The sequence below is a fragment of the Sporocytophaga myxococcoides genome (assembly GCF_000775915.1).
Lineage (GTDB): Bacteria > Bacteroidota > Bacteroidia > Cytophagales > Cytophagaceae > Sporocytophaga > Sporocytophaga myxococcoides_A.
Window position 1 is genome coordinate 254,975 of record NZ_BBLT01000008.1, and the last position, 25,876, is coordinate 280,850.

At 36.5% G+C, this 25,876-nt stretch carries 22 protein-coding genes; 14 read left to right on the forward strand and 8 right to left on the reverse strand.

Annotation, left to right across the window (positions count from 1 at the left end; all coding sequences use genetic code 11):
• Positions 1 to 23: 23 nt before the first annotated feature.
• From MYP_RS18505 to MYP_RS18520, 4 genes are all read right to left on the reverse strand, one after another.
• Complete coding sequence (locus MYP_RS18505; RefSeq protein ID WP_081990589.1) at positions 24 to 734, reverse strand: FKBP-type peptidyl-prolyl cis-trans isomerase; 711 nt, start codon at positions 732 to 734, stop codon at positions 24 to 26.
• A 31-nt stretch (positions 735 to 765) separates the two neighbouring features.
• Positions 766 to 1,179: an alternative ribosome rescue aminoacyl-tRNA hydrolase ArfB gene (arfB, locus tag MYP_RS18510; protein WP_045466744.1), complete on the reverse strand. Its 414-nt coding sequence runs from the start codon at positions 1,177 to 1,179 to the stop codon at positions 766 to 768.
• A gap of 7 nt (positions 1,180 to 1,186) precedes the next feature.
• Positions 1,187 to 1,546, reverse strand: a complete 360-nt coding sequence (locus tag MYP_RS18515) for a DUF3127 domain-containing protein (protein ID WP_045466746.1) — start codon at positions 1,544 to 1,546, stop codon at positions 1,187 to 1,189.
• 75 nt (positions 1,547 to 1,621) lie between these two features.
• Positions 1,622 to 2,002, reverse strand: coding sequence for a PRC-barrel domain-containing protein (locus MYP_RS18520; RefSeq protein ID WP_045466748.1), 381 nt, complete (start codon positions 2,000 to 2,002; stop codon positions 1,622 to 1,624).
• Positions 2,003 to 2,117: 115 nt separating this feature from the next.
• On the opposite strand from MYP_RS18520, the gene MYP_RS18525 reads away from it, so the two are divergent.
• Entirely contained in the window at positions 2,118 to 2,657 is a 540-nt protein-coding gene (locus tag MYP_RS18525) for a TlpA family protein disulfide reductase (protein WP_045466750.1), read from the forward strand.
• Positions 2,658 to 2,793: 136 nt separating this feature from the next.
• Complete coding sequence (locus MYP_RS18530) at positions 2,794 to 3,456, forward strand: NAD(P)H-binding protein (protein WP_045466752.1); 663 nt, start codon at positions 2,794 to 2,796, stop codon at positions 3,454 to 3,456.
• 76 nt (positions 3,457 to 3,532) lie between these two features.
• Here the strand turns inward: MYP_RS18530 and MYP_RS18535 are convergent, their stop codons facing one another.
• On the reverse strand, positions 3,533 to 4,096 hold the full coding sequence (locus MYP_RS18535) for a hypothetical protein (RefSeq protein ID WP_156140727.1): 564 nt from the start codon (positions 4,094 to 4,096) through the stop codon (positions 3,533 to 3,535).
• Between the two features lie 200 nt (positions 4,097 to 4,296).
• On the opposite strand from MYP_RS18535, the gene MYP_RS18540 reads away from it, so the two are divergent.
• The 3 genes from MYP_RS18540 to MYP_RS18550 are packed head-to-tail and all read left to right on the forward strand — an operon-like array spanning position 4,297 to position 6,505.
• Positions 4,297 to 5,223 carry a DnaJ C-terminal domain-containing protein gene (locus MYP_RS18540; protein WP_045466756.1) on the forward strand — a complete coding sequence of 309 codons (927 nt, stop codon included), beginning with the start codon at positions 4,297 to 4,299 and terminating at the stop codon, positions 5,221 to 5,223.
• A 3-nt stretch (positions 5,224 to 5,226) separates the two neighbouring features.
• Positions 5,227 to 5,604: a hypothetical protein gene (locus MYP_RS18545; RefSeq protein WP_045466758.1), complete on the forward strand. Its 378-nt coding sequence runs from the start codon at positions 5,227 to 5,229 to the stop codon at positions 5,602 to 5,604.
• Between the two features lie 49 nt (positions 5,605 to 5,653).
• Complete coding sequence (locus tag MYP_RS18550) at positions 5,654 to 6,505, forward strand: universal stress protein (protein ID WP_197060125.1); 852 nt, start codon at positions 5,654 to 5,656, stop codon at positions 6,503 to 6,505.
• 57 nt (positions 6,506 to 6,562) lie between these two features.
• Here MYP_RS18550 and MYP_RS18555 read toward each other — a convergent pair whose 3' ends face one another.
• Positions 6,563 to 6,799 carry a hypothetical protein gene (locus tag MYP_RS18555; protein ID WP_045466763.1) on the reverse strand — a complete coding sequence of 79 codons (237 nt, stop codon included), beginning with the start codon at positions 6,797 to 6,799 and terminating at the stop codon, positions 6,563 to 6,565.
• Between the two features lie 214 nt (positions 6,800 to 7,013).
• Between MYP_RS18555 and MYP_RS18560 the strand changes: the two genes are divergently transcribed.
• The 4 genes from MYP_RS18560 to MYP_RS18575 all read left to right on the forward strand — a co-directional run bounded on the left by MYP_RS18560 (position 7,014) and on the right by MYP_RS18575 (position 11,716).
• The gene (locus MYP_RS18560; protein WP_045466766.1) at positions 7,014 to 7,922 is read left to right on the forward strand and encodes a YihY/virulence factor BrkB family protein; all 909 of its coding nucleotides are present in this window, start codon (positions 7,014 to 7,016) and stop codon (positions 7,920 to 7,922) included.
• Positions 7,915 to 9,579, forward strand: a complete 1,665-nt coding sequence (locus tag MYP_RS18565; protein WP_045466769.1) for a SulP family inorganic anion transporter — start codon at positions 7,915 to 7,917, stop codon at positions 9,577 to 9,579. Before MYP_RS18560 ends, MYP_RS18565 begins: the two co-directional genes overlap by 8 nt.
• On the forward strand, positions 9,558 to 10,613 hold the full coding sequence (locus MYP_RS18570; protein ID WP_231570073.1) for a formylglycine-generating enzyme family protein: 1,056 nt from the start codon (positions 9,558 to 9,560) through the stop codon (positions 10,611 to 10,613). Before MYP_RS18565 ends, MYP_RS18570 begins: the two co-directional genes overlap by 22 nt.
• Before the next feature lie 113 nt (positions 10,614 to 10,726).
• Positions 10,727 to 11,716: an HAD family hydrolase gene (locus tag MYP_RS18575; protein WP_052430341.1), complete on the forward strand. Its 990-nt coding sequence runs from the start codon at positions 10,727 to 10,729 to the stop codon at positions 11,714 to 11,716.
• Positions 11,717 to 11,774: 58 nt separating this feature from the next.
• Here MYP_RS18575 and MYP_RS18580 read toward each other — a convergent pair whose 3' ends face one another.
• Positions 11,775 to 12,188: a hypothetical protein gene (locus MYP_RS18580; protein WP_045466772.1), complete on the reverse strand. Its 414-nt coding sequence runs from the start codon at positions 12,186 to 12,188 to the stop codon at positions 11,775 to 11,777.
• 126 nt (positions 12,189 to 12,314) lie between these two features.
• On the reverse strand, positions 12,315 to 14,849 hold the full coding sequence (locus MYP_RS18585) for a BamA/TamA family outer membrane protein (protein WP_052430342.1): 2,535 nt from the start codon (positions 14,847 to 14,849) through the stop codon (positions 12,315 to 12,317).
• Between the two features lie 247 nt (positions 14,850 to 15,096).
• Between MYP_RS18585 and MYP_RS18590 the strand changes: the two genes are divergently transcribed.
• From MYP_RS18590 to MYP_RS18610, 5 genes are all read left to right on the forward strand, one after another.
• The gene (locus MYP_RS18590) at positions 15,097 to 16,917 is read left to right on the forward strand and encodes a T9SS type A sorting domain-containing protein (RefSeq protein ID WP_045466776.1); all 1,821 of its coding nucleotides are present in this window, start codon (positions 15,097 to 15,099) and stop codon (positions 16,915 to 16,917) included.
• Between the two features lie 288 nt (positions 16,918 to 17,205).
• Positions 17,206 to 21,639 carry a T9SS C-terminal target domain-containing protein gene (locus tag MYP_RS18595; protein WP_045466779.1) on the forward strand — a complete coding sequence of 1,478 codons (4,434 nt, stop codon included), beginning with the start codon at positions 17,206 to 17,208 and terminating at the stop codon, positions 21,637 to 21,639.
• Positions 21,640 to 21,646: 7 nt separating this feature from the next.
• Positions 21,647 to 21,940 carry a hypothetical protein gene (locus MYP_RS18600; protein WP_045466781.1) on the forward strand — a complete coding sequence of 98 codons (294 nt, stop codon included), beginning with the start codon at positions 21,647 to 21,649 and terminating at the stop codon, positions 21,938 to 21,940.
• A gap of 3 nt (positions 21,941 to 21,943) precedes the next feature.
• The gene (locus tag MYP_RS18605) at positions 21,944 to 22,987 is read left to right on the forward strand and encodes a PorP/SprF family type IX secretion system membrane protein (RefSeq protein WP_045466784.1); all 1,044 of its coding nucleotides are present in this window, start codon (positions 21,944 to 21,946) and stop codon (positions 22,985 to 22,987) included.
• A 455-nt stretch (positions 22,988 to 23,442) separates the two neighbouring features.
• The gene (locus MYP_RS18610) at positions 23,443 to 25,782 is read left to right on the forward strand and encodes a metallophosphoesterase (protein WP_081990590.1); all 2,340 of its coding nucleotides are present in this window, start codon (positions 23,443 to 23,445) and stop codon (positions 25,780 to 25,782) included.
• Positions 25,783 to 25,876: the final 94 nt, after the last annotated feature.

The following is a 25,876-nucleotide window of genomic DNA, read 5'->3' on the forward strand; positions in this document are numbered from 1 at the left end:
CCCTGCACGCAGGGATTTAATTTTTATTGGCTTATAGAAAGTAATTCTACTTCGAAAATGAGAGTGGTGTTTGGTCCGATAGATTCTCCGGCACCTCTTTCTCCGTAAGCTAAATTAGAAGGTACAAACAGTCTCCATTTTGAACCTACTTTCATAAGTTGAAGTGCTTCTACCCAACCTTGAATTACACCGTTTACAGGAAAAGTTGCTGGTTGACCTCTTTCTACAGAGCTGTCGAAAACAGTTCCATTTATTAAAGTACCATGATAGTGAGTAGTCACCTTATCAGTTGCTTTAGGAGTAGGGCCATCACCTTCTTTGATTACCTGATATTGTAAGCCGCTTGGCAATGTTACAACACCTGGCTTCTTTTTATTTTCTTCAAGGAATTTTTGTCCTTCAGCCAGGTTTTTATTTGCTTTTTCCTGTTGAAGTTGAGCAAAATACTCGTTCAGAATATTTCTTGCTTGCTCTGAAGAAACCAGTAATTGTTTTTTGTCAGCTACATCTTTAAAAGCCTGAGCAAATGCATCCAAGCTTAAGTTTTCAAAACCTTGTTGTTTTAGGTTTTCTGCAATATTGGCACCGAGCGCATAGCTAACAGTGTCGATTTTGGTTTTTAATGTAAAAGTTTGTTGTTCCATTCCTTTTTTAGATTTTTTCTGCGCCAAAGAGGGAGTAGACAAGGCTAAAATTCCCAATCCTGCCGCAGCAAATACATTGACTAGTTTCATTTTTAATGGTTTAAAAAGTTAATATTTAAGCTCAATCAAAGAATTTTGTTCTCCGGAGAGATTTCTTTTCGGAAAGTTTTTTCTTCAGATTTTTTCGGTCAGCGACGGAGGAAAGTGTAGGCTTTGTATTTATTCGCTTCTTGGGCTTTTTTAAAGCATTTTCAATGATTTGAATAAATTTGGTTTCAGCCAGTCTCTTATTTCCAGTCTGAGTTCTTTCTGTTTGCGCAACCACCCTTAGCTCTCCTTCAGAATTAATTTTGTGGCCAAGCTTTTTAAAAAGTAGGTGTTTTTCTTCCTCTGTAAAATGTGATGAATGAGCTACGGAAAAAATCAATTCAATTTTGGAATTGACTTTATTTACATTCTGTCCTCCTGGCCCGCTGCTCCTGCTAGCCTGAAAGGTTACTTCACGAAGCAGCTGACTGATTTTTTCCGTAATCATTTTATTTTTAGAAAGGAAGATCGTCTGTAGATTCTCCTGAATCAGCACCGAAAGCATAACCTCCTGATGGTTCATCTGAAGATTGACCACCTCCTATTGTATCTATTTTCCAGGCTCTTACATCGGTATACCAACGTTCATTGTATTCCCTTGATTCAATGTTGATACCTACTTTCACTTCATCACCTGATTTAAGGTTTTTAACAATTCCAGCTTTGTCGCCCCAAGCGGAACAGCAAACCTTTTTTGGGTATTGCTCATTGGTGGTTTCAATTACAAACTCTTGTTTTACCCAATTTCCATTTTTTCCGGAGCCGGTTTGTTCCGGAAGGATTTTAACAACTTTTCCTGTTAATTCTAACGCCATAATTAAAATTTTGCCAAAGATACATTAATAATGGAAAAAACCGGAAAACTTGGTTCTCCGGTTATTCACAAATTTTTATTTTTCTCTGGGTTCCAGCCAGTAAAGTTCGTAACCGAAATAGTTGTAGACATCAGTAAGATATTCATAGCTAGGTGTTTCAGGCCAGTTTTCTGCAACGAATCCGGGAGCTTCATGCAGTCTTTCCATTGATACATCAAGTGTTAAAGAATCTCTTTCTGGGGTCAATTCAAGTGCTCCGAACGGTACTGCATATAATTTTTCACCCATTCCGAGAAAACCTCCATGTGTTAGAATCGCATATGAGGCCGCTCCATATTCCATGTCAATAATTATATCTTTAATACGGCCCAACTCTTCATTTTCAAAGTTTTTTACTTTGGTTCCTATCAAATCCCCGGCAGGAATTAATCTCGGACCTTCTCCTCCTCGAATCATAATCTTAAAACTTTTAATAAATAACACCTTTTAAATTCAACATCTTAGAACATATGATCGTTCTTTTGTTATTCTTTTCCAAAAAATTCTAAATTTGATACAAAAAAGTAAAAATATGAATAGGTCTTTGTTGACATTATTAGCGATATGTTTCGCTGTTTGTTCTTTCGCACAAAAAAACAAAGCATTTCCAGAACTATCTGGTGTAACAGTAGATGGACAAACTGTGACCTTACCTGCGAGCACCAAAGGTAAGTATACATTGGTGGGTATTGCTTTTTCAAAAAAGGCAGAAGAGGATCTTACAAGCTGGATGAATCCTATGTTGAATACATTTCGTCCCGGAAATAAAAAGGCGAATGTTCTTATTCCTGAGTATGACGTGAATATGTATTTTGTTCCGATGTTCACAGGATTGAACAAAGCTGCTGCTGCCACAGCCATGAAAAAGACAAAAGAATCATTGGATAAAAGACTTCATCAGCATGTGGTTTTTTATAAAGGAGATATGGATAATTATAAAGATCCTCTGCAATTGAAGGATAAAGAGATTCCGTATTTTTTTGTTCTGGATCCGGATGGTAATATTGTACTCACATTGAAGGGTAAATATACTGACGAGAAGATGGAGTCTATTGAGGAAATTCTTGAATAATAAAGTATATAGCTTAATTGAAAAATAAAGGGTGTTAAACAAGGACTAAGTCTGTTTAACACCTTTTATTTTTTTATTTTTATACAAATTGTTATCTGCAAAGTTAAAGTGGGATATTTGAAAAAGATTTAAAGATATGCAAAAAGGTAAAACAGCATTGATATTTGGAGCAACAGGATTAGTAGGGAAGGAGCTCACAGGCATTTTAATAAATGATGAAAGATATGATTCGATAAAAATTTTCGGAAGACACTCATCTGGCTTTGCTGGTGAAAAAGTTAAGGAGATTATCACAGAATTAAACAACAAATCTTTGCTTGAAGCAGAAATGACAGGCGATCATGTTTTTTGTTGTCTCGGTACCACTATTAAAAAGGCGAAAACAAAAGAAGCTTTCAGAAAAGTTGATCTTGGATTTCCAAAGCTTATAGCCGAGGTTGCATCTGCTACAGATATTTCGAAGATGATCGTTATTTCCTCTATAGGAGCGAGCACACATACCTCCAATTTCTACCTGAAGACTAAAGGGGAAATGGAAGAAACACTTACCGGAATTTTAAAGAACAGAGTTTATTTTTTACGTCCCTCTTTCCTCCTTGGAAATAGAAGCGAGTCTCGCCCCGGAGAGCAAGCCGGGAAGTTTTTAATGAAATTGGTAGGGCCTTTATTCCGGGGTAAAATGAAAAAATACAGGGCTATAGAGGCCCATACAGTAGCTGAAGCTATGGTTCATATTGCCAATGAAGTTGGGGATAAGCATGTTTTTGAGTCAGACGAGATTATAGATGTTTTAAGCTGAAAGCAGAAAGTCCAAAGTTAAAAGTCGAAAGCTTAAAGCAAAAAGTGTGAAGATGAGAGTTGTTGAATAATTACTTTTAGTTTCTTTCGAAGGAAATAAAATCAATATAGAAATAATCGTTTAACGTTGGGTCGACTGCAAAAAGTTCACCTGTCTTTTGATTCTCAATGATGACGATGTCATGATCTTTTAAAAATAAGGTATCAAAAAATTGGTGAACATTTGTTTTAAATAGGTAAAGCTGGGCTATTTGTGGTTTGGCTTTCCAATTTTTATCCAGATTATACTTTTTAAAAAGATAGTTACAGGTTGTAGAAAAGCAGGCTGAATATCCAACACAATGCGCTGTTTGGGTATATATTAGCTTATTGGGATCATTCGTATTTGGAGCAACTGAATAATTTAAAAGTTTTGCTGTAGTGGAAAGGCCTATTTTTATTATATCCTTAACGTCAGTTGTGGGATTACTTTTTACATTAATTTCAATATAAGAGATAAGTTTTTTATCCTTTGGTAAATAATTTTGTCTTTGTCCTATTGATTTATATGTAACAATAGATCTATATAACCATCCTCGCAGAAAGAATGAGATGGTCAATAATAATAGTATTGAAAGAAGTAGTCGTTTGTTAAATTTCATTTTTAAAAAAATGTAGAATAGAAGACCTGATCGGTTCCTTTCTTTTAGATACGAATTTTAGTTCCCTTGGTAACAACTACTTTTCAACATATTTATTTTAAAAATAATCCTGAATTCTCTTTTTACTTTTTACTTTCGACTTTCAGCTCTAAAAGAACAAGCTTAATTCGACACTTGTTTATGAGTTAGGATTGTATCGTATGGAGTATAAAGATTATTATAAAATACTTGGTGTCTCCAAAACTGCTTCGCAGAATGAGATTAAGAAAGCATTTAAAAAGCTTGCTGTGAAATATCACCCTGATAAAAATCCGGGAGATAAGGAAGCTGAAACTAGGTTTAAGGAAGCAAATGAAGCTAACAGTGTTCTTAGTGACCCTGAAAAAAGGAAGCAATACGATGAGATGGGAGATAATTGGAAGTATTATGAGCAAATGAAAAACCAAGGTGGAGGGGGGACTTATAATCCTTTTGGTGGAGGTGGCACTTATGAATATAGCAGTTCCGGAGGCTTTGATGCAGAAAGTTTTGCTGATTTTTTTGAAAACATATTCAGCCGATCAGGAAAAAGTAAAGGAGGATTCTCTACCGGGGGCCGAGCTTACAAAGGGAACGATTTTCAGGCAGAACTGGAAATAACTCTGGAAGAAGCCTATAGAGGAACAGAAAAAATTGTAAATGTTAACGGTCAGCCTTTAAGGATAAAACTAAAACCAGGAATTGCTGATGAACAAATTATAAAGCTCAAAGAAAAAGGAGGCCAGGGAGCGGGTGGAGGAAAACCTGGAGACCTATATATTACTATACGGGTCGTAAAGCATTATAAATATGAACGCATAGGAGATAATTTGTACGTTGATGTTCCTGTAGATTTGTATACTTTGATACTGGGTGGTAAAACAGAAGTAAATACTTTAAAGGGAATGATTAAACTGGATATTCCTAAGGGAACAGAAAGTGGTAAAGTATTAAGATTAAGAAATCTGGGAATGCCTGTATATAATGAAACCGGAAAGTTTGGTGATCTATATGCAAAGGTACTTGTTCAGTTACCTAAAAATTTATCAGAAAAGGAGGAGGCTTTATTCAAGCAGCTGGCCTCTTTAAGAGAATATGCTAAAGTTTAATTTATGGCATTTGAAATTCAATTATATAATTATATTCCCTTTACAGAGGAAGATAATTTAGACAGAATAATAGCTTCTTTGCCTGAACCCTCAGAATACTTAAGTCATCTGTGGAGAACTATAGGCCACGAGGAGGATGATTTTGAAGAGGCAGTATGTAGGGCAAAAATGATTCTTCAGGCTCTTCATATTCCCGAGGAACTTAACTTTAAAAAAATATTCAGAAGTTACGATGGCCATACTATACTGGCGGATTATAAAATTTCAGAGCTTGGAAGTTTTTTGATTATTATGAATGGAAATCCATTGCACGAGACTACAGCAGGATTTCAGTTAAACCTGATACAAAGTCTTTTCAATGTTGAAAAAAACTATATTTAAGTGTTTGTTTGTTGTGAATACAAAAAGGGAATTAAAAAGTTGTCTGGTTATGAAAAAGATTCTTTGTCCGGTAGATTTCTCTGATGTTTCATACAGAGGAGTAAATTTTGCCAATGAAATAGTTAAAATTACTGGAGGATCACTAATCTTAATAAATCTGTATCACATAACTCCGATAGAACCGGGTACTGCAAGTTATTTGTCCAGTGATATTGTGACGGAAGCGGAAGAGGAAGCGAGGCGTGGATTACAGGATATCATCAATGGTTTGCCCAAAGGAGATAATGTAATTTACGATTATGTTGTAAAATATGGAATTCCGGAAGATGAAATACCACATTTTGCAAGAAAGGAAAATGTTGACATGATTGTTATGGGAACGGAAGGGGCAGAAGGCTTGAAGAAAATTTTTATGGGCTCCGTCACAGCTACAGTAGCAGAAGAATCTGGCTGTCCGGTTTTGGTTGTGCCATCTAATGTGGAATATCATCCGATCAAACAAATAGTTTATGCTACTGATCTTAATGGAAATGAAACAGAAGGAATTTCTTTTGTAATTGAACTAGCTCAGTTGTTCGATGCACATATATCTTTTTTCAGTATCCAGAAAAAGCATAATTATAAAGAGGAAGAAGAATTTATAAAATATGCTCTAGAAAAGTTACTCCTCAATCAATCGTATAAGAAAATGAGTTTTGATCTGAATGAAGGGGATGATATTGAAGCTGGTATTAATGCTTATGCTAAAAGTAAGAATGCTGATATTCTGGTATTGGCAACACATGAAAGAAGTTTTCTGAAAAAAATATTTTCTCGCAGTCAGACAAAAGAAATCCTATATAATCCTGAACTACCTATTCTGGCTGTACATAAAGTGGAAGAGCATGTATCAGCCAAATAGTGAATGGAATAATTAATAATCATTTTATATTTTAAAACATGCAGGGAAAAGAATGGCTTAAATATTCCCTTTAGTGCCAAAGTTGAATCCGATACTTGATTTATTGGCGTTTTTCTTCGATGCTTTAAAAGTGACATATAAGTAATTTTCCTGGAATGTAACAGAAGGAAAATTGTCTACAATATTGAATTCCTTTGAAAGTTCATCAATTATGGATTCTACATCTGTTATTGCAACTCCGTTTTTGTCAAATTTTAATTCAATTCTTTTGGTAACTATCTGTAAATTTTTCATAAATAATATCCTGGGTTAAAATAGTACTTCCCTCGAAATCCAGCATCTGAAGTAATGGTATAATTTAATATAATACTTATAATATTCAAATTGTTTTCCCTTATCAGAAGAAATTGCTCCTTTCACTACTCTAAAGAAAGCCTTCTATATTAGAAACAAAAAGAAGAAAAAGTATTTATGATGGAAGCATTTTGTCTGAAAACGGAGGGTATCAATGTTCCGGGTAATTTTGTTTACAATAGTAAGGAAATTTTCCATTCTGGGGAAATTGATTTTTGAAGCTTACAAGGAGTGGGTTAAGGATAAAGGTACAAATCTTGCTACTGGTCTGGCATTTTACCAGACTTTATCAATTGCTCCATTGGTGGCATTTATATACATAATTTCTTTAAAGACATTCGGTTTTCAAAAAACTAAAGAAGTAATTCTCCCTTTAATAGCTGATTTTTTTCCTCCCAATTTTGTAGATGTAATAAAGTTTTTATTGACAAGAGAGAAAGGTTTTCCTCCTTCCAATGAATCGACTTTTGCTGGTGTTACTATTGTGACATTTATATTGGGAACAGTTAACTATTTTGCACAGCTGAAAGATTCCATAGAACTTATATGGGGAGATATCCGTGATCGTTTTGGAGTTATTGAAGCAATCAAAAGAAATTATGATGATGTTAAAACTACAGTATCTTCTTTGTTTGTGATCGCCATTTTTATAATGATTAACGGAATATTACCTCATCCTTATCTGAACAATTCATCAGTATTTTCCTTTGTTAATGATTTTGGAATTGAATTATTTAAAGTTTTAATACAAGTTTTTTTTATATCTGTTCTTTATACATTTTTTTTCAAATCCATGCCACCTTATTCTGTGAGTATTTGGGAAGCCCTTCCTGCAGGAATTCTGGGAGGTGTATTGCAAGCGATAGGAAGGGAAATCATGATAGTAATTGTAGGTAGTGAAACTGATACCAGTGTGACAGCTTCGTTGTTATCCTTTCAGCTTTGGTTCTTTTATAGCAATATAGTGCTTATGTACACGGCTGAGTTTTCCAAGGTATATGTTTTTTATAAAAGGAATACCACACTTAAAAATATAAAATCTTTTTATCCTAAAAATGAATGAAAAGAAGAATCATGGTGGCAAAAGGCTGAAGTTTCCTCAGGATATAATTGCGGCTGCTACAGGAAGTATTGCTGCTTTACCTGAAGGTATGGCTCTCGGTGCTATGGCTGGTATGAATCCTATTCATGGTTTGTATGCTTCTATCATTGGTCCTCTTATTGGATCATGGACTACTAGCTCTGTATATATGGTTGTGTCAACTACGGGGGCTTTGGCTTTAGCTACAAGGGGAGCATTGCATGGTATCAGCCAGGATGAAAAGATTTCCGTTCTTGTGTTGATTACCATTCTTGCCGGTATTATTCAGATTCTGATGGGTATTTTTAGACTTGGCTATCTTATAAGGTTTGTTTCAAACTCAGTGATGCGAGGATTTTTGAGTGCAGTAGCACTAACAATTGTTCTTAGTCAGTTTGCAGATATTTCAGGTTATTATGGAAGTAAGCATAGTAATAAAGTACTGAAGGCTTTGGATGTTATTTTACACTATAAAGAAATTAATTTTTATGCCTTGGGAATTGCAATGTTGACAATTATTATGACTCTTTATCTTGCAACAACCAAACTTAAAAATTTTTCAATGTTTTTTTCTTTAACGGCAGCTTCACTGATAACTTTTTTTGTGAAAAATTCACCTATCAGGCTTGTTGGGAATGAAAATAAAATTCCTAATGAATTGCCTTCATTAATGTTACCTCAATATGAAAATATTCCGGATGTTTTTATTTCATCATTAGCCATTGCTCTTATAGGTTTCATACAAGGAGCAGGCGTTGGTCATATGAGACCAAATCCCGACGGAAAATATCCGGACTCCAGCAAGGACTTGAGGGGAGAGGGGCTTGCTAATATAGCTTCCGGATTTTTTACTGGAATACCTGTAGGAGGTTCTGTTAGTCATACCTCTGTATTGACATCAGCTGGAGCCTATTCCAGGTGGGCTACCTTTATTTCAGCTATTATGATTGGATTGCTTGTATACACTATGAGCGGATTTATTGAACACTTGCCAATGGCGGCATTAGGCGGCATTTTAATTATTTCAGGTTTTTGGTCTATTAATAGGGAAGGGATTTTAACAATATGGGAAACAAGTATTCAGGCCAGGTGTATTATGAGCTTTACTTTTATAGCCACACTTGCTGTTCCTATTCAATATGCTGTACTCGGTTCTGTGGTGCTTACATTTCTCTTGCATATTGTAGAGGCTTCTAATAGAGTGAAGTTAAAAGCACTTATAGTAGCAGATGATGGTTTTTTGAAGGAGATACAGCCACCCTCTCAAATTTCAAGTAAGGAGGTGGTAATGCTCCATCCCTCAGGTAGTCTTTTTTTTGCTGGAGCATATGTATTGAAAGACCTTTTGCCAAAAGCAGATAAAGCAGAACATTCTGTTGTAATTATTGGGCTAAGAGGAAGAAAAGAAATAGGAAGTACTTTTGTTACTGTTATTAAAGAATACCATGAACACCTCAAAAGACATCATTGTATATTGAAATTGGTTGGAGTGGGGCAGGTTGTCTATCATCAACTGGATAGAACAGATTTATTGGAGGAGATTGGAAAAGAAAATGTATATCGTTTTGATACTGAATTGGGAAGACCTATGATGCGTGCACGCAAAGATGGATATCAATGGATCAGAGAGCAACACTAGCTTTTAAACATATATTTTTAACAGATGTTTGTAAGATTGATTTACAATTGTGCATGTCTATGAAAGATATTACTATTCGCCCTGATAAATCTAATTTGGTTAATAATGAACCACATCCTTGCATGGTATGGGTGCCTGGTGGGAAGTTTAAAATGGGCTCGGATAAACACTATCCTGAGGAAAGTCCTGCCCATGAAGTGCAGGTAGAAGGTTTCTGGATGGATAAGTTCAACGTTACCAATCAGGAATTTGAAAGATTTGTTCAGGAGACTTCTTACGTTACAATTGCAGAGAGACCTCTGAGTGGAGAAGACTATCCCGGAGCTGATCCTGCCATGCTTTATCCTGGTTCTCTTGTTTTTCAGAAGCCGGAAAAAAGAGTTGATCTCAATAATTACATGAACTGGTGGGCTTTTATCCATGGGGCAAGCTGGAGACATCCTGAAGGCCCAAAAAGTGATTTGGAAGGGAGATGGGAACATCCTGTCACACATGTGGCCTGGGAAGATGTGGAAGCTTATGCTAAATGGATTGGTAAAGAACTTCCCACAGAAGCAGAATGGGAGTTTGCCGCGAGAGGTGGATTGGAAGGTAAAGTCTTTGAGTGGGGGGATGAGATGACTCCTAATAAAAAGATGATGGCCAATTTCTGGCAAGGCGAATTCCCCTGGCAGAACTTTAATCTTGACGGTTATGAAGGAACATCTCCTGTTGGGATTTACCCTGCAAATGGATATGGTTTGCATGATATGTGCGGTAATGTATGGGAATGGACACAGGACTGGTTCATCTCAAGGCATAAGGTAGATAAGGCAAAGACTTGTTGTATCCCATCCAATCCCAGAGGAGGAGAAAAAGATGCAAGTTTAGACCCTCACCAGCCAGATATAAAAATTCCCAGAAAGGTCCTTAAAGGAGGAAGTCATCTTTGTGCTCCAAATTATTGTTTTCGTTTCAGGCCTGCAGCCCGCTCTCCTCAAATGATTGATTCAGGAGCATGTCATATAGGGTTTAGGTGCATTGTTAGAGTTTAAAGCTAAATGCTTAAAGCTTAAAGCAAAAAGTATATCTGTGTTTCATTAGGTGAATTGTTTTGGGAAAAAGCAGGAATGAAATAAATAATAAAGGTTACCAGAAATAATTACAAATGAATTTAGTGTTAAAAAGGGCTTTGCCATTGCTTCTTTCATTAATCATTGCAATTTTATTTTCTTCTGTAAATTATCTGAAAAATGTTGATCCACTGCCTTCATGGAAAGAGGGAATGAATAAAAAGGCTATCCTTTTGTTTGTGGAAAAGGTGACCAGAGAAGGGAGCAATGATTACGTTGAACCTGAAGATCGCATAGCTGTATTTGACAATGATGGAACATTGTGGCCGGAGCAGCCACTGGTTGAGGGGATATTCTTACTAAAGACTGTAAAAGCAATGGTTGCCAAAGATCCATCTTTGAAAAACAAAGAACCCTTTAAAGCAGTGATGGAAAAAGATACTGGTTTCTTTGAAAAGAATAACCACAAAGGAATCTTGCAATTGGCAGTAGCGGCATATGGCAATAAAACGGAGGGCACGTTTGAAAAAGATATTACAACCTTTCTAAAGTCGGAGAAGCATCCAAAGTTCAATGTACCTTATACTGAATTAGGTTATCAACCCATGCTGGAGCTTATGGCATTTCTTAAAGGTAAAGGTTTTGAAACCTGGATCTGCTCAGGAGGTAATGTAGAATTTATCAGGGCTTTTTCAGATGATATGTATGGAATCCCTGTTCAGCAGGTCATAGGTAGTACACTCAAAATGGATTTTAAGAAAGTGGATGGGAAGCATACTTTATGGAGAGATACGGTAATACAGAGCTTTAATGATAAGGAAGAAAAGCCTGTCAATATCTGCTATCATATAGGGAAAGTCCCTGTGTTTATCGCTGGAAACGAAAGATCAGGAGGAGATATTGCGATGCTTACATATTCAGATGAAAGAAAAGGACCATCTTTTCAGCTCCTGATAAATCACAATGATGCTGCAAGAGAATTCAGCTATCAGGAAAAGGATAATGCTTCTCTACAGGCTGCTGCCGCTAATGGATGGAATGTTATAAGTATTAAAGATGACTGGAAAATTGTTTTTAAAAAATAAGCTATTAGGGTGTCGTCTCTTTACTTTATTGTATTATTACTATCAGTGAATTGTTTTTTTAATATACCCACTCTTTTTGATGAAATGAATTCAGTTTTATTGAGGCTTCTTTGAAAGTATATTTTTTTGTATATATAAGTTCTCCATGTCTGTCAAACCTGAAATGCTCACTTTCACTTACGGAAAGGTCTAAAAAAATAGAGGAACTACTGCTTACGATGGTCCATATTTTGCCAAAAGTAAATTCATCAAAATAGAGATAAACTTTTGCTTCTGTCTCTGCATGATTATCATTTTTAATAAATTCTCCTTTTATAACAGGATTTTTAACCGACCTGATCTGAATATAGTAAGGCTTTGTTAAATCATTATGATTTCCATAGAATTCCAAAATTCCGAGGTCTGAAGCATCATTATTTATTGTCAGGTAATTTTCTTTGTGACTTTTGAGCTCCATTAACATTTTAGCCATAATTGAAAAATTTAGAAGGTTAATTGCCTCTTTTACTTGATTTTATCTTATAACGTTGCAATATTCTAATTTATTATAGTATTTTTCAATCCCGTAAATAGGTATTTTTGTAAATAATGCAACTTTTTAAAATAAAAATCCTAATTGAAGGTTAAAATAGCTTTTGTCTGCACCTAAACCATAAGTTCCAGTAACTGCTAATCTGTTATGTATCTGAAGGAAAAGTCCAGGTCCATATCCATAATGAAGTTCACGGGACTTTTCATTATCAGCCCATACACGGCCATAATCGAAAAATACAATCAGCCCAACTTTACCTGGAAAAAGGTAAAAATTAACATCAGCTAATTTTATTCTGGCTTCAATATTTTGATAGAAACTTGATCGTCCGTAAAAACGGGTTCTTCTATACCCTCTCAGATTTGTAGTTCCTCCCAGGGTATTGGACTGGAAAAATTTAAATGATCCAATATTAGTGCCTCCACCGATTCTTGTGGCGAAAGTGGTAAACCTCATAAATTTTGGGGTATAGAAAAATGAAATGTCCGGAGCTATGTTTACAAATTGCTGAGTCCTGCTTATCTCTTTATAATAGGTAATTTGAGTATTGAACCTTATTCCTTTTTTTGGAAAGATATTATTATCAAGGGTATTATATTGATAGAATAATTTTACCCCCAGATAATTGTTATTATCAAAATCACTAGGTGTTGTTTCTGCTTCCGGTGTTGATATGAAGCGATCTGGGGTGTCCTCAATTTTCACATATTGAAATTGTGGGCCTATTCCAAATATCATTCTGGTATTTAAATTTTTATAAAACAGCGGTGAAAACCTGAAGTTATGGGCTCTTACCCTGAAGTAATCTATAGAGGTGTCTGCCGGAATCTCTGTTTCATTACCCATTCCGAAGTAGTTAAGAGCATACTTAGGGCCGAAGATCAGTGCATCCAACATGAGATTCCACTTTCCTGCTACTTTCTTGAAATCACCGAAATAGTTGATCGAAAAAGCCTGTGTTCGGGTTGAATAGTTGATGGTTCCTGATTGATATGAGGCATAAGGATATTTTCGGAATCCAAATGATTTCCTCAAGACACCAATCCCCAGAAAAATTCCATCATCTACGTTGTATTGAAATGAGGGTCTGATGGTGGTTAAATTGTAGTGATAATCTGATCGGTCGTATGAAGTTGAATCCGAGTTGCGTGCATCCGATCTCATAAAAATGATCTTAGTATTATTCATTAACTGATTTCCCAGGTTTCCGGAGACATATGCATATTGATTGAAGAAACTTGCATTATTGGTGGTGTCATTAAGTTCTTTTGCTTGTTCGTCTTTAATAACCCTCACTTGAGAATGTCCTCTACGCTTTCCTGTGATGTTAAATATATCATCTCCTCCTAGTCCATATAGCCTGATTTCTCTTGTTTCCTTTCCGAATACAAGCCTGTGAAATATAGTGTCTGAATCGCTGTTCAATACAGTAACTTCTGTATTATGGTCTTCCAGTCTGTTGACAATAAAGGTCTCTTTTTTTGATGAGCCTGTTACATCAATATCTTTTGAGAGTAATTTGTAATATTTTGAAGCAGCCTTTCCAAGTTTATCTCTACGTGATTTTAACTTTGAGATAATCTCACTTCCATGGAGAGGATAAATATTTTCAGGCATATGTTTAACTGCATCTTCTATTACCTGGTCTGTTAATTCTGCTTTAAGGCTGTCTGCTATATCAAGCCAGTCTTGTTTGGTTAAAGGCGCAAGCAATGGCCTGTCCAATGATTTTGCACTCATGTTAAGACCTACAATGTCTTTGTATTTATAAGAGAAATTTTCATTATTACGTATTGCCCATTTCCGGCTGCCTATATAGGGAATAATTCCGTCTGCTTTATAAAATACGTGGTCCCTGTCTCTTGGTATAGGTTTGAATAATGTTCCTTTGCCATAGTCATATGTTGCCCATCTCCACTGGTCATCGTGTCTCCCCCAGTCGCCGATAAGCATATCAAATAGTCTGGTTCTGGCAAATAATCTGTAGTCAACAATATTGTCATTGTCTTTAAATTTTTTTTCAAACATTTTTCTGGTGCTCACCACGTTCTTTGAATTTCCTGAACTGGCAAGGTGAGACATGTCTTCATCAGGACGCTCTTCTATAAATGCAAGCATATTTGCAAACGTAGGTGCATATATGCCTAGAGAAGAATCATAAGGGATATAGATGAGCTTAGGATTTGTATAAAAGACCTTTGCAGCCCTTGCAAGGGGAGGAATTACGAGTTGTCCGTAAGGGTTTTCTGATGAGGCCTGATCTTGCAGAATTTTTGCAATGACTGTTTTTTGCAACTCATCTTCAAGAACACGCGTCGGGGTTTTGTTAATTGACCTTATTACATATTGTCGTCCAATTGAATCCTTGAGGTGGAGATTGGTTGTCTGTCTGCTGCCGCCTTGTTTGATTGGCGTAAGGCCACCATAAGCAGTATCGGCTTTGAATACTTTTACCTGAATAGGTGTAGTCCATTCTTTTCTGTAATGAGTTCCGAGAAGTATTCTTTTCGCAAATCCTGCTTTATAATTCTTGTTAGGAATAGTTGTAATAAGGATTCCTTTGGGAGGTTGTTGCTTTTGTGCAATGCTTTGATGTATCACAAAAAGCCAAAGTAGTATAGATATATAATAAAAATATTTATATGTTAAATTCACGTCGTCTAAGGGAAGATTATTATGTTTAAACAAGGGGTTAGGAGAAATGTTAAGAAAAAATAAGCTGAAAGGGGAAGAGATCTCGTTTTTAATGGTGAAAAAAATAATATTGAATGATCATTTTCTGAGTCATAAGTAATTCCAATAATCTACTATCTTTATTGAAATTTTAATTTTTGTCAATTTATTTTCTATGAAAAAACTTTTATCTAAACAATTAGCATCCTTAATCCTTGTCGGTTCCATTTTTTTTAATCCTGATGTGGCCGCTCAAACATTTAAATTTCCGACTTCCGGGAGTACTACTATTACCACATGTTCTGGTCATTTATATGACGATGGTGGGAGTGATGGAAATTATACTCCCGACTCTGAAGGTATAGTGACCATACTTCCTGAAAATGGTAAGTTTGTCAAACTTACGCTAAATGATTACACAGCTTATTTTTCTGAGCTTGAAATATATTTCGGCGATAATACCAGTGCAAAGTCTATGACTTTTGAAAGTTTTCTGGTATCAAACTCCGGTCTTAACGATGTGTTCTACGGTTCACCTGTAAATGGGGCCATTACTTTAAGATTTAAAACTGGATATGAAGCATCTGGCCTGGATTTCACTATTGAGTGTTTAGATGAATATCCTTCATATGATTTTTATCTTAGCGAGGGGTCCGGAATTCCCTTGGATACTGTGTCGAAGGGAGTAAATCTTGGAACGGAATCATCTCCTCAAAATGCTTCAGAAACTCCTACCGGTCCTTATACGATGAGCTATTTTATTTCCAAGGATAAAATCCTTGATGCAAATGACCTGAAGGTTTATGAAGATGTTTATACTTCTATCTACAAAGGAACATTTACATACATCAATGAAGGGGTATTGCAGATTCCATTGGACGTTCCTGTTGGGAAATATTATTTTTTCACAGTAATGGATTATGATAATCTATTCCCTGAGTCAGATGAAACGAATAATTTTTCGATAGATAGTATTTACGTTGTAGAACCTACTGTTTCTGCATCCATAGAAGACTGGGAGCTGACTCCGGAAGCTAATAATGCAGATAATAAGTTTAGTTTTGAATTTAAAGCTGAATCTGATGGAGAATTAAGAACTATTCCAAACCTTGATTGGATTGTAAAAGCAGGTACTACGAAAGATATTAAAAATGCCTCTGTACAACTAGCTGCAGGTACATTCACTGATGTAGCTAGCTATATGTTTGACCCATATGCAGGTTCATTTATTCCTTCTGAACATGGTTTTGCTCAAAACGGAACCTATTATATATTTCTTCAATTAGATCCGGAAGGGAAGTTATCTCTGAAAGGAGAAAGTATTTTGGTAGATTCTTTTAAAGTCGATAATAGTATAGCAAAAGCTTTATTACTACCGGTAACTGGTAATAAAGTTGTTCATACATGCAAAGGACTGGTTTATGATAATGGGGGACCTGGTGATAGTTATGAAGTTCCTACAGATGGAAGTATAACTATTTATCCTGAAAGTCCTGATAAGCTTGTTGTGGTTATTTTAAACAATGTAAGCCTTGGGATCTTTGATGATTTAAAGATTTACGATGGTGATGGAGGTTCATCTTCAAAACTTCTGGAAGAGATAACGGATGATTTTTCTGAAGACAATAAAAAAACGTTTACAGCTTCAGGGCCAGGTAAGCCTTTGACTATACAGTTAAATTCTTCTAACTCATTTGCGTTTATGAATAACGGTTTTGAAGCTGAAATTTCTTGTCCTGCTGTAGCAGCAACAAGAAATAGACATACAGAGGAGCTTTCAGTAGGTCCTAATCCAGCAAGTTCATTCATTCAGATAAATATGCCAAAAGGAGTAACGCAGTTTGTGGGAAAGGTTTATTCTAATGATGGAAAATTAATGAAGTCATTTTTTAATGAATCAATTTTAGATCTGGCTGATTTAGGAGCTGGAAATTATTTATTATTGTTGACATTGCCTGATGGCTCTGTTGAGACAAGAAAATTTATAAAAAGATAAGATCTGAGATTGATATTAAATTATTTCTATAATTCAATTTTACAGCGAGCTGCTATGCAAATAGCAGCTTTTTTTATGAGTAAAATTCAAATTTTTAATATGATTACTTTCGAGAAGTTCAACTTGGAAAAGTTATCCACACCGTTGAAATTATCATCTTAGAAAGCTTCATTTTTTAACTTTTTTAAGTCTCTGGGTAAACAGAAATCTTACTTTAAAGTAGTAATGGTATTTATATTGGAAAAAATATAATTTTGTAAAGTGAGGTAAAGTTGTAAATTTGTTATTATGAAATTGATTACAATTACACTCAGAACAATAAAAGCTTCAGCAGGTGGTTTGTTTTTCATTTCGATTTTCTCAATTCTATCTTTAAATCCTGCTTTCAGCCAACATCACATTGAAGCTAATAACGAGCTAAAGTTAGAAGCCGAGAGGTTATGGTCTTCTATAAATATAGGGCAGTTAAAGGATGAGATAGCTGCGGAGGCTAAGATCAGCAAGTCAGATGTTAATCTTTTCTTTCGATATCTCGAGCCTCAGTGGGGTAAAGATAAAGTTGTATTTTTTAGAAAAGCACTTACAGGTGAAATCAACAGTTCTAATTTTAATCATTATCTCTCAGATTTAAAATCCCGATATGTTTCTTTGTATGCTTCGTTTGCTTTAGTTAAAGCTGAATTTGCAAAAGAAGTCGCCGCTATTGAAAATCATGTTATGGACGCTTCAGGTAAGTGTGTTAATATGGATTTTGAAGATGGAAATTTTAATGGCTGGCAAGGTCAGGTGCAGAGCAGAGGTGGACTAGGCGGAAACGGACAAATCGTGACTCGTCCTGGTTTTGGTCAGCATTGTATTATGACTAAGACTCAAAGAGACCCTTATATACCTAACCTATCTGTAGTAGCACCTGGAGGAAACTATTCGGTGAGATTAGGTAATACAGAAGCAGGCGGTCATATGGCTAAAATGACTCAGTCCTTTGTCGTTGATTCCAGTAATAGCATTCTTACTTACCGATATGCTGTGGTCCTCGAATCTCCGGATAATGATCCGAACCATCAAGGGATGAAAAGTCCACATTTTCTTTCCAGACTATATGATAAGGATGGAAATGAGATTACTTGTGGAGAATATACCGTTTCAGTATTAGGTTCAAACCTTTCTTCATACACTCATATTTGTGTGAATGAGAATTCTGAACAAGTACAGATTGGTACAAACTCCGGGTGCGGAAATACCAATACACTTCCTGCAAACTCAGTTACAAATCCTAATGCAAATAATCAATGTCCTAACAACAGGATGGATTTGTACTATCGGAACTGGACTACTGTTGCTATTGCTTTAAAAGATTATATCGGACAAACGGTCACTGTTGAATTTTTAGCTTCAGACTGCGAGCCGGGAGGTCATTTGGGGTATGCCTACATAGATACCGAATGTAATTCTTTGACTACTCCTAATAGTACAACCATCTGTTCTTTTAAAGAGACAAAAGTACTAACTGGTCCTTCCGGTTTTAAATCATATGAATGGGGACCAGCAGGAAGTTTTCCGGGATCAGGGACAAATCAGTCTGTTACCATTGACAAGGCAGGAGTTTATACTTTACAACTAACTACTGTATCTGATAATCCTTGTATCGTTAATTTAACTTATACAGTAACGGATAATTGTGTTCCCAGGGAATATACTACTGAACTTTGTGAGACTGTGAAAGGCTCTGGTAAGGCGGATGGAGTGGATCTTGGTTTTTATAATAACCTTGTTACTGAGAATGGAGACTGGGGAACAGTCCAGTCATGGCATTCGCTAAAACCAACACCTGCCGATAGTTATTTAATGTCTGCCGTAGGAAATCTTACTGTTTCTGATGGATCTGTTTATTATGCCATCACTGCTTTGCCAACCAGAAAAGATACTGTTTCTCTCAAATTTACTATTAACGGACTTCCTGATATTACATTCCCAGATATAGACTCTATTTGTGTGGGAAGTCCGGCTTTTAAAATTCCGGGTGTGCTGCCTGCTGGTGGTGTATTTTCAGGAACTGGTATAAGTGCTAATGGTACATTTACACCTAATACAGTTGGAAGTTTTAATTTGAAATATGAATTTACTGACTCTAAAACCTGTAAATTTTCAGAAACTAAACCTATTGTAGTAGTGCCTAAGCCTGCAGCTGTAGCTGGACCTCCGCAAGTATTGTGCGAAAATGCCTCGACCATTCATTTAGCCGGATCTGTTACCAATGCCAAAGGTGGATCTTGGAAAGGTGGGTCTGGTGGAGTCTTTAGCCCTGTTGGGCTGACATCTTCATATATTATAACCAATGCGGACAGGAACGCAGGCTCTGTTTTGTTTACCTTATCAAGCTTTGCAGGTATTTGTCCTCCCGCTAATGATCAGGTTCTTGTTACTTTTGAAAAATTACCTATCGCTGATGCCGGAAGCTCTCAAAGTCTTTGTGAAAATACTCCTTCTGTAACTCTAAATGGAAAAGTTACCAATGTTCTTTCCGGAATATGGGAAGGTGGCGTCGGTACTTTTCAGCCGAACAGAAACACTCTGAATGCTACTTATATTCCTCACACATCTGAAGTAACTGCGGGTACTGTAACACTTACACTTAAATCTGTTGGGCAGGATAAGTGCCCATTAAACCAGTCAAATGTCACATTTACATATGAAAAGCTCCCTACAGTAAATGCAGGAACAGGAAGTCTGTTATGTGAAAATGCTATAGATATAAAATTAAGCGGAACCTTTACTAATGCATCGGGAATTATTTGGTCCGGAGGGAGCCAATCTTTTGATGATCGCACAAAAACAGATGCAGTTTATAAGATATCTTCCAAAGATAAAACCTTTGACAGCCTTTCTATTTATATAACCACAACAGGAAATACATTATGTCCTCCTGCAATTGATACGGTGGTTTATCCATTTGAAAGATTGCCGGAAGTAAATGCAGGTACAGGAAGTACATTATGTGAAAGTAATCCTCTAATCAAACTTTCCGGGACATCTTCAAATAGTCCTGGCGTTATCTGGGAAGGGGGAACGGCAAGTGGATTTGTTTCGCCATTAAGTCTCAGCACTGATTATGCGCCCACAGCAGCAGAAATAAGTAATGGTGCAATCGCTTTTATACTGAGCAGCACAGGGACTAAAGTCTGCCCTCAGGCACAAAGTATTGTGGCTTTTAATTTTGAGAGAATGCCGGAAATAGATGCCGGACCGGATATAAGTGTATGCGCTAATAATATAAATATTCCTCTTAAAGCAAGCATAAAAAATGCAACCGGAGGAGTCTGGAAAATAGGGAAAGGCACTTATGACCCTTCTGTAGAAAATCTTGAGATAAATTATCATCCTGCAAAAGAAGAAATTGAAGCCGGAAAAATTGCTCTTGCGGTTTCGTCAGAAGGTTCTATGGTTTGTCCACTTGTGACAGATACCGTTCAGATTACAATCACTCCTGCACCTGTTGTGAATGCTGGTCCTGATGATACCGTATGTATAGGTTTGCCTCAGGTTCCGTTAAGTGGTGTTTCTTCTACCGGTAGTGCTATATGGACCGGTGAAGGTTCATTTGGTGCTGGCACTTCTTCGCTTGTCTATACCCCTTCAGATAATGAATTAACATCTGGAAAAGCTTTGATAGTGTTAACCTCAGATCAAAATGGTAATTGCCTACCGGTTTCGGATACAGTGGAGATTAAGATTGAACCTCTACCTACTGTAGACCTTGGAGAGGATTTGGTTGGCTGTGATGGTGGTGTTTTAACTATCACTGCTGTAAATGCCACGAAGCTTAAATATGCCTGGGAAGTGTCTGGTGTCGGGCTTCTCTCGGATACATCAGAATCCATTTCTATTACGGTTAAAGAAGGTAAAGCAACTTATGTGGTCAAAGGGAAAGACAGACTAGGATGTGATGCAAAAGATAGCATTGATGTTATTGGTATCCCTGAACCTTCAGTAAGTCTTTCTGATACTGCAGTGTGCCTGGGTAATGTAGTAATGCTGGATTCAAAACCTTTGAATATCGCTAATAATGTTTCTCTTAATCCTTTATTTACCTGGTCTAAAGACGGTATTATTCTAAATGGTAATAATAGTCCTCTTTTATCCGTATCAGAGCCTGGTTTATATTCCGTAACTGCAAGTTTAGGTAGTTGTTCCGGCACTGCTAAGGCAAGAGTTAATATGCACGCTTTGCCTGGAGGTGCTTTGAATAAAATCAAACATTGTTTTGAAACAGGAAAAGAGCTGGAGCTGAATGCTGGTGCAGGAAAATCTTATTTCTGGAATCCTTCCGGGGATACCACCCAGAAAATTTTAGTTACAATGCCCGGTACTTATAGCGTAGAAATTACCAATGAATTCAATTGCTCTGGAACCAATAAAGTTGAAGTTGATGCAGTTTGTCCTCCCAGGCTTTTCATATCAAATTCTTTCAGCCCCAATGATGATTCTGTCAATGATTTATACGATGTTTTCGGTGCGCATATAGGAAAGTTCCGGATGCTGATATTCAACAGATGGGGTGAGGTTATATTTGAAAGCAATGACAGATATGTATTCTGGGATGGAATATATAAAGGAGAGCCAATGGTAGAGGGGGTATATCCATGGACAATCATTTATGAAGGAGATTCAGAAGAGTATAAAGGCCCTTATACAATGACTGGTAGCGTTACAGTTGTCAGGTAAATAGTTTATGAGTAAATTTATTTTAATATTATTTGCAGGAATGCTGATGCTTTCGTGTGCTCCGGAAAGGTACAGAAAGGATAAGGCCAATCGCTTGTCTGACAAAGCAGATCTGGCAAGTGATTTTCATGCCAAGCAAGCTGTAAATTTTACTCAGAGAAATATTGACCGTAAGGATAAAACCGAGAGAAAAACAAATAAGAGAAAGGAAAAGATTCAGGACCAGCTTAATGAACTGAATGCTCCCAAGAAGGTTGTAAAAGCAACCAGAAAACATACAGGTAGATTTAATCTGTATTAAAATATGAAGTACAGAAGGCGTTTTAATAAGGTATTATGGATGATTATACTGTCTTTGGGTATAGGTTTTTCTTATGCTCAGGACATTCAGTTTTCTCAGTTTTATGCAAACGTCTTATATCTTAACCCTGCATTTGCCGGAAGTGCTCACAGTGCAAGAGCTATAGCACATCAAAGATTACAGTGGCCGGGTCTGGAAGCCAGGTATACTACATCTTGTGTTTCTATAGATAACTTTTTTAACAAAACCGGAGGAGGTGTTGGTCTTATGTTTTTGAAAGACTGGCAGGGAACGAAACGAATAAGCTCTACAGAGATCCGCATGCAGTATGCTCAGGAGATCAATCTTTCACCAAAGCTTTCTGCCAGAGCAGGTGCAGAAATAAACTATATCAACAGGTACCTTAATTATTCCTATCTCACATTTCCTGATCAGTTCAATGATGATGGGTTTACCAATACTCAAACGAAAGAACCGTTTGGGGCCACTCAAAAAGGATTTTTTGATATTGGAGTCGGGGGGATGCTGTATTCTGAATATTTTTGGGTGGGTTTTGCTGCCCATCATGTGAATACTCCGGATCAGTCTTTTTATGGAAGCGGCTCTGATCTGCCTGCTAAGTTTTCTTTGATCGGTGGATATAAGTTTATGCTAGAGAAAGGAAAAACCAAGGGAGATATACCTTCTGATGAAGATGTTTATATTACTCCTACTTTACATTACAAGTCTCAGGGAAAGTCTGATCAGCTTGATCTTGGTGTTTATGGATTATATCATAGACTACTTCTGGGAGGGTGGTACAGAGGAATTCCTTTATTAAAAAATTACCGGGCCGGGATACAGAATAATGAATCTGTTATACTTATGGTAGGTTACAAAGTATATCCCCTAAGTATTTCTTACAGCTTTGACTGTACGGTTTCGGAACTCACCAGAGCAGGAACAAGAGGTGCTCATGAGCTTAATATTACCTACGTTTACCATTGGCCTCCTAAAAAAAGAAAGCCTTACAGAAAGCTTCCTTGCCCTACCTTTAAAGGGTCGTAAAAAAACATTGAAGTGTTTTTCGAATTAATTAGATAGGTTTTTCCTTTCAGGGATAGAATACACTTTTTTATAGATTTATAAGTAGTTTTATTCTCTATCTGTTCCTTGTTATTTGCTTTTAAATCTTTTTAATGTTGTTCAATCAATCCTGATTTGTAGGATAAAAATGTAACGTTAACAGGAAGAGAAAATGAATTAGAGTTGTCGGAGTTGAATAGTGAAGTTTATTATCTTAATATCAAATAACAGAGTATATATGGTATTTAAGATTAAATAATAAGATACTTTTGTTCAAAGTAAAAAGGCCGGCTAAATATAGCAGGCGTTTTTATTTATGATGGTTCTCTATGTATGTAACATTCCCTTAACAGTAATTTTACTGAATTATAATAATCGTAATGAATGGTGTTTAGTTATATGAGCTACTTTTGACGCTCAATCAAATTAAAAACCAGATGAAAAGATTAGTTACAACATTTTGCTTATTGTTAAGCACATTCACTTGGTTGTCTGCCCAGACAACTCTTATCTCATTGGGCTCCTCCTGGAAGTACATGGATAACGGGTCCAATCAGGGGACTACCTGGAAAGACGCAGGATTTAGCGATGCTTCATGGGCATCAGGAAATGCTCAGCTAGGTTATGGTGATGGAGATGAAACCACTGTTGTAAGTTATGGCTCCAATTCAATTTCTAAGTACATCACAACTTACTTCAGAAAGTCTATTACAGTGGCAGATGCTTCTATTTTTACAGGATATACCATTAACGTAAGAAGAGATGATGGGATAGTTGTTTATATCAATGGAACGGAACGCTATAGAAATAATATGCCAACAGGTACTATTGCATATAACACATTGGCAGCGACCACCTGCTCTGATGATGGGGGAACAATTCAAACTGGGTCAATACCTTCAGGGGCTTTGGTTACAGGAACGAATGTAATTGCTGTGGAAGTACATCAGTCTGACATTACCAGTTCTGATATCAGCTTTGATCTCGAGCTTAAAGGGAATACTTCTTCAGCTACTGCTGTGATTCAAAGAGGACCTTACCTTCAGTTAGGCACATCATCAAGCGTTATTATTAAGTGGAGAACTGATATTGCGACAAATAGTAAAGTATCATATGGTACAACAGCAGGCAGTTTAACTTCTTCAGCAAATGATGCTGCTTCAGTGAAAGATCATGAAGTGAAATTGGCAGGATTGTCTGCCAATACTAAATATTATTATTCAATAGGTTCTTCTACACAGACATTGCAAGGTGATGCAAATAATTATTTTATTACCGCTCCTATAGTGGGTACAGAAAAGAAAACTCGTGTATGGGTTACTGGAGACTGTGGTAACAACTCAACCAATCAGAGGAACTCACGTGATAAATACATCTCTTATCTTGGATCTAACTATACTGATGTTTGGCTGCTTGCAGGGGATAATGCTTATAATAGCGGACTTGATACCGAATATCAGACGAACTTTTTTGATATCTATAAAGATAAAATGTTAAAGCAGACTGTTTTATGGCCAGCGCCTGGAAACCATGATTATGCAAACAATGCAACAAGACAAAATGATCATAATGTTCCTTATTACAGCAATTTTACATTACCTAAAAATGCAGAAGCAGGTGGAGTAGCCTCCAATACTGAAGCTTTTTATTCCTTTAATTATGCCAATATTCATTTTGTCTCTCTTGACTCTTATGGCAAAGAATCTAATAGCTATAGAATGTATGATACTTTAGGTCCTCAGGCTACATGGCTTAAACAAGACTTGGCAGCAAATACACAAAAGTGGACAATTGTATACTGGCATCATCCTCCCTATACAATGGGATCTCACAATTCTGACACAGAAACTGAGCTAATTAACGTCAGACAGAATTTTATCAGAATACTTGAGAGATATAAAGTTGATATGGTTATCTGTGGACATAGTCATTGTTATGAGAGAACAAAACTTATTAAAGGTCACTATGGAAATGAATCTACATTTAATGCAGGTTCGCATAATCTAAGCAGCAGCAGTGGAAAGTATGACGGCTCTGCATCTTCATGTCCATATGAGAAAAACGTTTCCTCCTCTTATAATGGTACTATATATGTAGTCTCAGGTTCTTCAGGGCAACTTGGAGGTACACAGTCTTCATTTCCGCATTCAGCAATGCATTATTCAGATGCTACCAATGGCGGATCGCTTGTTATCGAGATCGATCAGAATAGATTGGATGCAAAATGGGTTTGTGCGGATGCTGTAGTAAGAGATCAGTTTACAGTTTTTAAAGATGTGAGAAAGACAACCAATATAACTATCCAATCCGGACAAAATACCACGTTGAATGCTTCCTGGGTAGGAAATTACAACTGGACGACAGGAGCTACTTCACGAGCAATTACAGTAAGTCCTACAACCAATACATCTTATTCTGTAATAGATAATTTTAGTTGTGTGACGGATGTATTCAATGTAACAGTAATTCCAGCAAGAATAGCTGATCTGAATTTTGGAACGGATACAGTTTTAACTCCTGCTTTGGAAGTTTTTCCTAATCCTTTTGAAGATAAAACAACTATAAATTATTCAATACCTTTTGCTGGACAAGTTACCCTATCACTTCAGGGGCTTAATGGAGAATTAAATAAGGTTGTTGTTAAAGAATTTAAAGAAGCAGGATATTATTCCTTTACTTTACGTGCATCCGAATTAGATATTTCAGCAGGTATTTATTTGCTGAAGCTTGTCTGTGGAGATAAAGAAATCCAGAAGAAAGTCAGTGTTGTAAAATAAAAAGAGTTTCCCCCTCTGTGTTTCTCTGTGTCTCCTCTGTGTTTCTCTGTGTAATATAATTTTTTCATAGAGCAGCACAAAGGAGTCCCAGGGT

Excerpts from the sequence above, each read along its gene's own strand:
- MYP_RS18535 (WP_156140727.1), bottom strand. The coding sequence starts at position 4,096 with ATGAAATTTAACAAACGACTACTTCTTTCAATACTATTATTATTGACC.
- MYP_RS18580 (WP_045466772.1), bottom strand. The coding sequence starts at position 12,188 with ATGGCTAAAATGTTAATGGAGCTCAAAAGTCACAAAGAAAATTACCTG.
- MYP_RS18525 (WP_045466750.1), top strand. The coding sequence starts at position 2,118 with ATGAATAGGTCTTTGTTGACATTATTAGCGATATGTTTCGCTGTTTGT.
- MYP_RS18540 (WP_045466756.1), top strand. The coding sequence starts at position 4,297 with ATGGAGTATAAAGATTATTATAAAATACTTGGTGTCTCCAAAACTGCT.
- MYP_RS18570 (WP_231570073.1), top strand. The coding sequence starts at position 9,558 with ATGGATCAGAGAGCAACACTAGCTTTTAAACATATATTTTTAACAGAT.
- MYP_RS18605 (WP_045466784.1), top strand. The coding sequence starts at position 21,944 with ATGAAGTACAGAAGGCGTTTTAATAAGGTATTATGGATGATTATACTG.
- MYP_RS18555 (WP_045466763.1), bottom strand. The coding sequence starts at position 6,799 with ATGAAAAATTTACAGATAGTTACCAAAAGAATTGAATTAAAATTTGAC.
- MYP_RS18515 (WP_045466746.1), bottom strand. The coding sequence starts at position 1,546 with ATGGCGTTAGAATTAACAGGAAAAGTTGTTAAAATCCTTCCGGAACAA.
- MYP_RS18590 (WP_045466776.1), top strand. The coding sequence starts at position 15,097 with ATGAAAAAACTTTTATCTAAACAATTAGCATCCTTAATCCTTGTCGGT.
- MYP_RS18530 (WP_045466752.1), top strand. The coding sequence starts at position 2,794 with ATGCAAAAAGGTAAAACAGCATTGATATTTGGAGCAACAGGATTAGTA.
- MYP_RS18610 (WP_081990590.1), top strand. The coding sequence starts at position 23,443 with ATGAAAAGATTAGTTACAACATTTTGCTTATTGTTAAGCACATTCACT.
- MYP_RS18600 (WP_045466781.1), top strand. The coding sequence starts at position 21,647 with ATGAGTAAATTTATTTTAATATTATTTGCAGGAATGCTGATGCTTTCG.
- MYP_RS18505 (WP_081990589.1), bottom strand. The coding sequence starts at position 734 with ATGAAACTAGTCAATGTATTTGCTGCGGCAGGATTGGGAATTTTAGCC.
- MYP_RS18575 (WP_052430341.1), top strand. The coding sequence starts at position 10,727 with ATGAATTTAGTGTTAAAAAGGGCTTTGCCATTGCTTCTTTCATTAATC.
- arfB (WP_045466744.1), bottom strand. The coding sequence starts at position 1,179 with ATGATTACGGAAAAAATCAGTCAGCTGCTTCGTGAAGTAACCTTTCAG.
- MYP_RS18545 (WP_045466758.1), top strand. The coding sequence starts at position 5,227 with ATGGCATTTGAAATTCAATTATATAATTATATTCCCTTTACAGAGGAA.
- MYP_RS18595 (WP_045466779.1), top strand. The coding sequence starts at position 17,206 with ATGAAATTGATTACAATTACACTCAGAACAATAAAAGCTTCAGCAGGT.
- MYP_RS18560 (WP_045466766.1), top strand. The coding sequence starts at position 7,014 with ATGTTCCGGGTAATTTTGTTTACAATAGTAAGGAAATTTTCCATTCTG.
- MYP_RS18550 (WP_197060125.1), top strand. The coding sequence starts at position 5,654 with ATGAAAAAGATTCTTTGTCCGGTAGATTTCTCTGATGTTTCATACAGA.
- MYP_RS18520 (WP_045466748.1), bottom strand. The coding sequence starts at position 2,002 with ATGATTCGAGGAGGAGAAGGTCCGAGATTAATTCCTGCCGGGGATTTG.
- MYP_RS18565 (WP_045466769.1), top strand. The coding sequence starts at position 7,915 with ATGAATGAAAAGAAGAATCATGGTGGCAAAAGGCTGAAGTTTCCTCAG.